This window comes from Actinoplanes xinjiangensis (assembly GCF_003148685.1).
Taxonomy (GTDB): Bacteria; Actinomycetota; Actinomycetes; order Mycobacteriales; family Micromonosporaceae; genus Actinoplanes; species Actinoplanes xinjiangensis.
Map to the genome: position 1 here is coordinate 106484 of NZ_QGGR01000030.1, position 10048 is coordinate 116531.

The 10048-nt window shown below is 69.7% G+C and carries 8 protein-coding genes; 4 read left to right on the forward strand and 4 right to left on the reverse strand.

The features are described from left to right. Positions 1–153 precede the first annotated feature (153 nt). The 4 genes from BC793_RS40630 to BC793_RS40645 all read right to left on the reverse strand — a co-directional run bounded on the left by BC793_RS40630 (position 154) and on the right by BC793_RS40645 (position 4977). Positions 154–969: a nitroreductase/quinone reductase family protein gene (locus BC793_RS40630; protein ID WP_239170730.1), complete on the reverse strand. Its 816-nt coding sequence runs from the start codon at positions 967–969 to the stop codon at positions 154–156. Then, the gene (locus BC793_RS40635; protein ID WP_109601945.1) at positions 966–3707 is read right to left on the reverse strand and encodes a cation-translocating P-type ATPase; all 2742 of its coding nucleotides are present in this window, start codon (positions 3705–3707) and stop codon (positions 966–968) included. The genes BC793_RS40630 and BC793_RS40635 overlap by 4 nt, the downstream gene beginning before the upstream one ends. A gap of 85 nt (positions 3708–3792) precedes the next feature. Beyond that, a complete protein-coding gene (locus tag BC793_RS40640; protein WP_109601946.1) occupies positions 3793–4248 on the reverse strand; it encodes a universal stress protein in 456 nt (151 codons plus the stop codon). Between the two features lie 120 nt (positions 4249–4368). Further along, complete coding sequence (locus tag BC793_RS40645) at positions 4369–4977, reverse strand: DoxX family membrane protein (protein WP_109601947.1); 609 nt, start codon at positions 4975–4977, stop codon at positions 4369–4371. A 449-nt stretch (positions 4978–5426) separates the two neighbouring features. Here BC793_RS40645 and BC793_RS40650 point away from each other — a divergent pair, with 449 nt between their 5' ends. The 4 genes from BC793_RS40650 to BC793_RS40665 form a co-directional block, all read left to right on the forward strand. Continuing rightward, the gene (locus BC793_RS40650; protein WP_109601948.1) at positions 5427–6260 is read left to right on the forward strand and encodes a slipin family protein; all 834 of its coding nucleotides are present in this window, start codon (positions 5427–5429) and stop codon (positions 6258–6260) included. Beyond that, positions 6257–8659, forward strand: a complete 2403-nt coding sequence (locus BC793_RS40655) for a phosphoketolase family protein (RefSeq protein WP_109601949.1) — start codon at positions 6257–6259, stop codon at positions 8657–8659. The genes BC793_RS40650 and BC793_RS40655 overlap by 4 nt, the downstream gene beginning before the upstream one ends. A gap of 51 nt (positions 8660–8710) precedes the next feature. Beyond that, positions 8711–9700 carry an Acg family FMN-binding oxidoreductase gene (locus tag BC793_RS40660; protein ID WP_109601950.1) on the forward strand — a complete coding sequence of 330 codons (990 nt, stop codon included), beginning with the start codon at positions 8711–8713 and terminating at the stop codon, positions 9698–9700. A gap of 79 nt (positions 9701–9779) precedes the next feature. Beyond that, positions 9780–10048: cation-transporting P-type ATPase (locus tag BC793_RS40665; RefSeq protein ID WP_211340659.1), on the forward strand; the 269-nt coding region annotated here is incomplete at its 3' end.

Below are 10048 nucleotides of genomic sequence, written 5' to 3' on the forward strand. Positions count from 1 at the left end.
GCAGCGCCGAACCCCTACAACAGGGCGGCGATCTGCACGACCTCGGGGACGGCCTGTTCATCACCACCAAGAACGGCCGGATTGGTAGTTGCAGTGCCAACGCTTCTTCTACCGCCCCTCTCAAGAGCCCTCCACCAGCACCGATGCCAGGGGTCAAGGGCGGCCGCAGGCCATCGCGAAGCGACATGGAGCGTCCTTGACGCCTGGTACCGGTGCTGGACGGGCCATTGAGTCGAGAGGGAAGGCCGACCGAGTTGTCGCTCGTGCCTTCCGGGGTCCGCTGGACTGCCGCCGGCCGAAGTCCAGCTCCAGGAGCGAGGATGGATGCCATGGTGCGGCCCGCCGCGCCGGCCGATTCCAGCCGGTAGCGCAGCACACCCGACACCAGCGGCCCAGCACCGCGACGGCCGCCACCGCCGTACCGAGAAGGATCAGGCCGGCACCGAGCAGGCGGCTCCCCACCTGTACCGCCGCGGGTTGTTTCGGTTGTTGCACAGGATCGTGCGTTACGTGGAAGACCGGGTATTGCGCGGCCACATGGTCGAAGTCGGGCAGCGGCGCTCGCGGGTCGACGGCCATGTGCGGCCGGGCTCCGGGAGCGACGGCGAGATAGCGGCGCAGGATCGGGGCGCGCGCGTCGGGGTCGACGTCCGTGAGCAGGACGTTCTCGGATTTCCCGTGATGGATCACGGCGTGACCGCCGGCGGCTCGCACGTTGGCCACCCAGTTCGAGGTGGCCCCCAGCATGGACACGAGGTAGCGCTCGCCCTCGTGCTCGGCGACGACGAGGGGGAAGGTCACGGGCTTGCCGGTGCGGCGTCCGGGAACCTCCAGCGTCACCCAGTTGCGCGGCGCCAGCTTCCCACTACTGAATTGGAGGGCGGAGATCCGGTTCAGGGTGCGGGCCAGCCGGTTGGGGCGGCCGTGCTGGTACAGCCACCGGGTGAACTGAACGCGGATCGCAGTCACGGGCTCTCTCGTTTCTGTACGGCCGGCACGGGACGGCGCCGGGCGACCCAGCGTGCCGCTTCGTCGACGCCCCAGACGATGAACGGGAACGGGGCGACGATCGCGAGTTGAGTGGCGCTGAGCGCGGCGGTGCCGAAGATGTCCTGCAGCCACGGTGTGTAGATGACGGCGGCGGTGAAGACCAGCTCGAACAGGATTCCCCACAGCAGCAGGCGGTTGCTGAAAACGCCAACGGTGAACAGCGATGCCCGGTCGGTGCGGGCGGCGAACGCGGTGCCGATCTGGCAGGCGACGATCCCGGCGAACGTCATCGTCGTGGCCTGCAGGTAGGCCTGGTGCAGGGCGGTACCCGGCCCGGTCGGATCGCCCAGATGCCACCCGGCACGCATCAGCGTGTAGAGGTAGCCGCCCATCACCAGCACCGCGGACACCCCGCCGAGCAGCAACCACGCGCGCAGCAGCAGCTTGCGGTCGATCACCCCGGTCCGGCGCGGCCGGGGCGGGCGGTCCATCAGGCCCGGCTCGGCCGGTTCGCGGCCCAGCGCCAGGGCGGGCAGCGTCTCGGTGCCGAGGTCGATCGCGAGGATCTGCAACACCGTCAGCGGCAGCGGGATCGCCCCGCCGGACAGGGCGAAGACCAGGAACGGAACGACCTCGGGTACGGCGTGGGCGAAGATGTAGAGCACGAATTTGCGGACGTTGGCGAAGACCCGGCGCCCGGCGCTGACCGCGGTGACGATGGTGGCGAAGTTGTCGTCGGTGAGGACCATCGTCGCGGCTTCGCGGGCGACGTCCGTACCGGATCGGCCCATCGCCACGCCGATGTCGGCGTGACGCAGGGCGGGGGCGTCGTTGACGCCGTCGCCGGTCATCGCCACGATGTTCCCGCCGGCCCGCAGTGCCTCGCAGATCCGCAGTTTCGCCTCCGGTGACGCCCGGGCGAACACGATCTCGTCGTCGTCGGCGACGAGGTGGTCGAGGTCGGCGTCGCTGAGCCCGTCGAGTTCCTCGCCGGCCACGATGCGCCCGCCGGGCAGGCCGATGCCGACCTGGTGGGCGATCGCGGCGGCGGTGGGCCCGTAGTCACCGGTGATGACATGAATACGGATACCCGCCCGGTGGGCGCTGGCGACTGCCTCGGCCACTCCCGCACGGGCGGGGTCGACCATCGCGACCAGGCCGAGCAGCGTCAGACCGGCCTCCGCCTCGTCGCGGCGTACCGGGATAGGTTCACCGGCCGCGTAGATCCGGTACGCGACGGCGAGGACCCGCAGGCCGTCGGCCGCGTACCGGTCGATGGTGTGCTGCAACTCGCGACGGGTCGGCTCGTCCAACGTTTCGCAGCACGGCAGCACCGTCTCGGGCGCCCCTTTGGTGTGTACGGCGACGACGCCGTCGGTCTCGTCGACGCTGGTCATACGTTTGAGGTGGGCGTCGAAGTGGAAGATCGCCCGCCGGGCGGCGTCGCGATTCGCCGGGGTCACGTCCACGTCCTGGTGGGCGGCCAGACGCAGCAGGGCCAGTTCCGTGGGATCACCGCTGCCGGTGGGCTGGCCGCCGGCCGGTGGCTGCGCGCTGGTGCAGGCGGCGGCAGCGGCGGCGAGAACGGCGGCGCGCGGGTCGTCGATCTTGCCGGTGGCGTCGAGTTCAGCGCCGGGCAGCCACATCCGGGTGACGGTCATCCGGTTCTCGGTGAGGGTGCCGGTCTTGTCGGTGCAGATGACGGTGGTCGAGCCGAGGGTCTCGACGGCGGAGAGGCGTTTCACGACGGCGCCCTTGCGAGCGAGTTCGCGGACGCCGACGGCCAGGGCGAGGGTGATGATGGGCAGCAGGCCTTCGGGGACGTTCGCGACGATCAGGCCGATGGAGAAGCTGATCGCGGCGCTCCAGCCGAGGCCGGCCCCGACGCCGATGGGCAGGAACGCCACCCCGACGGCGACGGCGACGACCGCGATGATCCACGTCGCCCGGCGTACCTGTGTCTCCAGCGGGCTGGGCTGCGCGGAGCCTCGCTGGGACAGGGCGGCGATGCGGCCGAGTTCGGTGTGCATGCCGGTGCGGGTGACGACGGTGATGGCCTCGCCGCCGGTGCAGGTGGTGCCGCTGAAGACGAGGTCGTGGGCGTCCAGCATCGAACCGGTGTTCCCGGTGGGCCCGGCGCCGCGTGCGGCGGGCACTGATTCGCCGGTCAGCGCGGACAGGTCGACAGTGACGGCCCCACTGATGATGCGGGCGTCGGCGCTGATCCGTTCACCTTCGGCGATGATCAGGACATCGCCGGGTACCAGCTCCCGGGCGGGGATCTCCGTGCGGATGCCGTCGCGGATCACCTGGGCCGTGGCGGGCAGGAATGCGGCGAGGGCGTCGACGGCGTGTTCGGCCTGCATCTCCTGGACGAATGCGAACCCGGCGTTGAGCAGGATCACCGCCACCACGGCGAGCGCGAGCGCCGGGGTGCCGCCAGCCCAGGCGAGACCGGCGGCGACCGCCAGCAGGATGGCCAGCGGCTGGGTGAACTGCGCCAGCAATTCGGCGGGCCATCGCCGGCCGGTGCGCCGGGCCAGTTCGTTGGCGCCGTAGACGACCGTGCGCCGGGCGGCTTCGCGGCCGGCCAACCCTTGCGGTGATGTGTGCAGGTCCCGGAACAGGTCGGTCAGCGGCTCCCGCGCATTGACTTCGCGTTCGGCGCTGTCGTCGGTGATAGCGCCGCTGCCGGGAGTTTGCGTATCTGTGGTCATTGGTGGGGCCTCTTCGCATACCGGTGGCGCATGGTGCTGGTGTGTCCGGGGCCGCTGAGTTTGTAGCCGGCCGTCGGGCATGGGTCTATTTCGGGATGACGACCGTTGGGCAGGTGGCGTGCTCGACGCAGTGCTGGCTGACCGAGCCGAGCAGCATCCCGGCGAAGGCGCCGTGGCCGTGGCTGCCGAGGACCATCAGTTCGGCCCCCTTGCTGGCCTCGATCAGGACCTGAGCTGCTGGCCCTCCCAGGACGCGGGTCGTGACGGGCACAGGGTGGTCGTCCTCGCCCTGCACCTGTGCCACGGTCTCCGCCAGTGTCTTCTCGGCGTACCTGATGATGCCGGCGTCGTCGATGCCCGTGGGTGTCCAGCCGTAGGCGTAGGCGAACATGGGCGGGACCTGCCAGGCGGTGACGGCCTCTACAGTGGCACCGGTCAGCCGCGCGTGGGCGAGTGCCCAGCGCAGCGCTTCGGCTGAGCCCGCGGAACTGTCGACTCCGACGACGATGCGCTGGTCCGGTACCTGTTCCTGATCGATCATGACGAACTCCTGACATGAGGGCCCGCTCGCAGCAGCGGGGGTGATGGCGCGCTGGTTGACGGGACGACGTATCGCGCGGCGGGCACGGTCCGGGAGGCGGAACGCGCCCGCTGCGCGGTTCTACGTGAGCCAGGTGTTGCGCCGCACGAGCGGGGTCGCCGCCCATCGACGGCCGAGGCCCCACTTGTTTCCCGCGCCCAGCAGAGCCAGCAGGACGAGGACGGCGGCGTAGACGAGGTGGTCGTCCATGAACGGGTTGGTCGCCGGCGGCAGGACGGCGGTCCACATCAGGACGGTCAGCAGCGCCCCCGAGGCTGCGGCGATGCGCATGCCGATGCCGAGGATCAGCGCCAGGCCGATGCCCAGAAGCGCCGTCATGAACAGCACGTCGACGACGGCGTTCCCGGCGATCGCGTGGTAGAACCCGGAGAACGGGCCGGTGGTGGCTTTGCCGAGGAACCCGGCGGTGGGGCTGCCGCCGTCCAGCCACGCGTTGGCGGCGGGAGTACTGCGCCCCAGACCGAACAGTTTGTCGAGGAACGCCCACAGGAACACCCAGCCCAGGGCGATCCTGATTCCGGCTGACAGGTACCGCGTCGCGGTGGCGGTCCGCCCGGTCGTCGCGGTGGCGGAGTCCGGGGCGACGGTGGTGCCCGGATAGTGCCGTGTGTCCTTCGGCGGTTCGGTGGTGGTCACGGAGGATTCGTGCTCGTTGGCGATGTTGACCATCGCGCTCACATTCCTTCAAGTGTTCGTGACACATGTTCCGCGGCGCGTCCAAGCGCGCCAGCGGATGGTGCGGAGAGGGTGGTGCCACCCGCTCAGGGTGGCGGCCGTGCTCCTGTGCCAGCTCCGAGGCCGGTCGAGGATGCGTCAACCACAGCAGGATCCACGAAATGGTGGGAGATGTCGGCGGCGACGGCGAACTCGATGGCCACCGGGGTCCCGGGCGACACGTTGACCGTACGCGCATTTCGCCGAGACCGCCGACGGCGCCCCTGCCAGGTGCCCTGAGCAGGGGTAGGGTTGAGATGTCGCCCTGGACCCCGGTGGCCTGGTAGTTGGCCGTTGTGTGTGTCTCGGCGTTTCTTCGCCCGCCGCAGCGATCAGGTGCGTTTCGCACAACAGACTTTTCTCGGGCACGACTATCCGGCTGCGGCCGAAGTCAGGATCCCCTCATGTGGTCCCTGTGGATCGCCCTCATCATCCTGCTGCTCCTCGCTCTGGCGTTCCTCGCCGTGAAAGTCGTCAAGCAGTACGAGCAGGGCGTTCTGTTCCGGCTCGGCAAGGTCATCGCCGTCCGCAAGGCCGGCCTCACCGTGATCATCCCATTCGTCGACGTGCTGAACCGGGTGAGCCTGCGGATCGTCACCATGCCGATCCAGTCCCAGGGCATCATCACCCGCGACAACGTCAGCGTCGACGTGTCCGCCGTCGCCTACTACCGCATCGTCGACGCCGAGAAATCCGTCGTCGCGATCGAGAACGTCGGCGCCGCGATCAACCAGATCGCCCAGACCACCCTGCGCAAGGTGGTCGGCCAGCACACCCTCGACGAGACGCTGTCCGAGACCGACCGGATCAACATCGACATCAAGACGATCCTGGACGTCGCCACCGAGGAGTGGGGTGTCGAGGTCACCCTTGTCGAGCTCAAGGACATCCAGCTGCCCGACAGCATGAAACGGGCCATGGCCCGGCAGGCCGAGGCCGAGCGGGAGAAGCGAGCGAAGATCATCGCCGCCGAGGGTGAAGCCTTGGCCGCCGACTCGCTGGGCACCGCCGCCGACATCATGATGGCCCACCCGCTTGCGTTGCAGCTGCGTAACCTGCAGACCCTGGTCGAGCTGGGCGTCGACAAGAACAGCACCGTCGTGTTCCCCGCGCCGCTGATGAGCACCATCGGTGAACTCGGCACGTTCCTCGCCCGGGAGAACGCGGCGGCCGCCACTACCGCACCTGCCACCACGTCGCCGGCCAACGGCACACCGATGACGCCGATCTCCCGATGACCGCGATCCGCACCACCTCCGACGACCACACCGGCACGCTGCGGGTGGCCGCGGGTGAGCCGCTGGGCGCCGATGAGTTGCACCGTATCGACGGGTACTGGCGGGCCGCCAACTACCTGTCCGTCGGTCAGATCTACCTGATGGGCAATCCGCTGCTGCGCGAGCCGCTGCAACCCGACCAGGTCAAGCCGCGGCTGCTCGGCCACTGGGGCACCACCCCCGGCCTGAACCTGCTCTACGCCCACCTGTCACGGATCATCGCGGCCCGCGGCCGGGAAGTCATCTACGTGACCGGGCCGGGCCACGGCGGTCCCGGTCTGGTCGCGAACACCTGGCTGGAAGGCACCTACTCCGAGATCTACCCGCGGGTCTCCCAGGACCTCACCGGCATGCAGCGACTGTTCACCCAGTTCTCGTTCCCCGGCGGCATCCCGTCGCACGTCGCACCCGAGACGCCCGGCTCGATCCACGAGGGCGGGGAACTGGGCTATTCGCTGTCGCACGCCTATGGCGCCGCCCTCGACAACCCCGATCTGGTCGTCGCCTGCGTGATCGGCGACGGTGAGGCCGAAACCGGGCCCCTCGCCGCGTCGTGGCACTCCAACAAGTTCCTCGACCCGGTCGGCGACGGCGCGGTCCTGCCGATCCTGCACCTCAACGGCTACAAGATCGCCAACCCGACGGTTCTGGCACGCATCGGCGACGCCGACCTCAAAGCACTTCTCGAGGGGTACGGCCACAAGCCCTACCTCGTCGACGGTGACGACCCGGACACCGTCCACCAACTGCTCGCCGCCACCCTCGACACGGTCTTCGACGAGATCACCGAGATCCAGCGGGCCGCCCGCGAGGACGGCGTCACCGACCGCCCGCGCTGGCCGATGATCGTGCTCCGTACCCCCAAGGGCTGGACCGGCCCGAAGGTCGTCGCCGGCCAGCCGGTGGAGGGAACCTGGCGCGCCCACCAGGTGCCACTGACCGCGGCCCGCGACGACGCCGCGCACCTGGACGCGCTGTATGCCTGGATGACCTCGTATCGGCCCGGCGAACTGTTCGACGCCGGCGGCACCCCGCAGTCGTGGGTCGTCGACTGGCTGCCCCGCGGTGACCTGCGGATGTCGGCGAACCCGCACGCCAACGGCGGCCGATTCCCGCGTGACCTGGAGTTGCCCGCCTTCCGCGACCACGCGGTCAAGGCCGGCGAGACCGCCGAGGCGACCCGGGTGCTGGGAGGCTGGCTCCGTGACGTGATGACGGCCAACGCCGCGTACCGCAACTTCCGGCTGGTCGGGCCGGACGAGACCGAGTCGAACCGGCTCGGCGCGGTCCTCGACACCACCGGCAAAGCCTGGCAGGCCCGCATCGACGACGTGGACCAGCACCTGGACCGGCACGGCCGGGTCATGGAGATCCTGTCCGAGACCACCTGCCAGGGCTGGCTGGAAGGCTATCTGCTGACCGGCCGGCACGGCCTGTTCTCCTGCTACGAGGCGTTCATCCACATCGTCGACTCGATGTTCAACCAGCACGCCAAATGGTTGAAGACCACCCGGCACCTGGGCTGGCGCAAACCCGTGCCGTCGCTGAACTACCTGCTCACCTCGCACGTCTGGCGGCAGGACCACAACGGCACCTCGCACCAGGACCCCGGGTTCATCGACCACGTCGTCAACAAGAAGGCCGAAGTCGTCCGGGTCTACCTGCCGCCGGACGCCAACACTTTGCTGTCGGTCGCCGACCACTGCCTGCGCAGCCGCGACTACGTCAACGTCATCGTCGCCGGGAAACAACCCGCACCGACCTGGCTCGACATGGACGACGCCGTCCTGCACTGCGCCCGCGGCCTCGGTATCTGGGACTGGGCGGGCAACGACGACGGTGACCCCGACGTGGTGCTGGCCGCCGCCGGTGACGTACCGACGTGCGAGATCCTCGCCGCGACCGACCTGCTGCGGCGGCATCTGCCCGACCTCAAGGTACGGGTGGTCAACATCGTCGACCTGATGCGCCTGCAACCGGCCGCCGAACACCCGCACGGCCTGCCGGATGCCGAGTTCGACGCCATCTTCACCACCGACCGGCCGATCATCATGGCCTACCACGGCTACCCGTGGCTGATCCACCGCCTGACCTACCGCCGCACCAACCACCACAACCTGCACGTCCGCGGATACAAGGAGGAAGGCACCACGACCACACCGTTCGACATGCTCGTCGTCAACGACATGGACCGCTTCCACCTCGTCATGGACGTCATCGACCGGGTCCCCGGCCTCGCCCGCAAAGCCGCCGTACTGCGCCAACAGATGGTCGACAAACGCGCCGAACACCGCGCCTACGTACGGCGTACCGGCGAGGACCTACCCGAAATCCGCGATTGGACCTGGCCCACGGCATAACCCGGCACCGCCGGCTCGACGCACAGCACAGCACGGCACGAGGAGACCAAGATGCCTTCCGCTCAACTCGTAGACGCCCAGGCCGTGACCAGGGCGCTCGCGCACGCCATCACCGCGGCGAGCCACGCGCCGTCGATCCACAACACCCAACCGTGGCGGTGGCGGGCGCACGGCGATCACCTCGAGCTGTTCCTCGACGAGAGCCGGACCCTGGCCGTCACCGACCCGGACCTCCGTCTGGCGATCCTGAGCTGCGGCGCCGCACTGCACCACGCCCTGGTCAGCCTCGCCGCGGACGGCCGGCACGCCACCGTTACCCGGTTGCCCGACAAGGCGGAAACCACGCATCTCGCCACGGTATGTGTCGATGCCCGGATCCCGGTCGAGGCTTCGGCTGTCCGGCACCTGGAGACCATCGCGCTGCGGCACACCGACCGCCGGCCGGTGCAGAGCGCCGCGATCGACGCACAGAAACTCGGTTCGATCGCCGCCGCAGCCGAGTCGCAGAACACGTCGCTGCACGTGCTGCGCCCACGCCAACTCTTCGATCTGGTCGCCGCCACGGATCACGCCCAGACGATCGAGTCCGAGGACGAGGCCTGGCAGGCGGAGATGAACCACTGGACCGGCGATGACCACACTCTCGGCACCGGCATCCCGGACACCGTCATCGCCCGGGAGACGTCGCAGACGACGCCCGGACGCGAGTTCGGTCATCCCGGCAGGATGGCCATCGCGGACACACACCACCGGACGGCGGTCTTCGCGATCCTCTACGGCCCCGGTGACGATGATCTCGACTGGTTGCGGGCCGGGGAGGCCCTGTCCGCGGCTTGGCTCAAGGCCACCGAGCTCGGCCTCTCGGTCGTACCGTTGAGCGTCACCATCGAGGTCACCGTCACCCGCGAAGCCGTCCGGCAGCTGTTGTCCGGCCCCGGCCATCCGTACCTCGTCCTGCGGTTCGGTGTCCCCGACGGCGACGGCGCCTGCCCGCCGCGCACGCCTCGCCTGCCGGCCGAGCGAACCGTCGAACAGCCATGACACGGCGAGGACTGTCGCGGTCCGCCCGCCGGGGCGGGCGGACCGCGAACGCCGCCGGCAACAGCAGCAGGCGCACGCGATGACGCCGATCACCGAACCCGCGCACCCCAACGGGCCGATGGGCACCACCACCGTCGACGAACCGCCGCCGGTGGCGACGCCCGGAGGGCTCTCCTCCGCGCTAGCGGCGGACCTACTGGCGCGCGACGGCGGCAACGTGCTGCCGGTCCGCCGGCCTCCGCCGTTGTGGCGCCGGGTCGTGTCGCAACTGCGGGATCCGCTCGTGCTGGTCCTGCTGGCCGCCGCCGGTTTCACGCTGGCCACGGCCGACTTCACCGACGCGTCGGT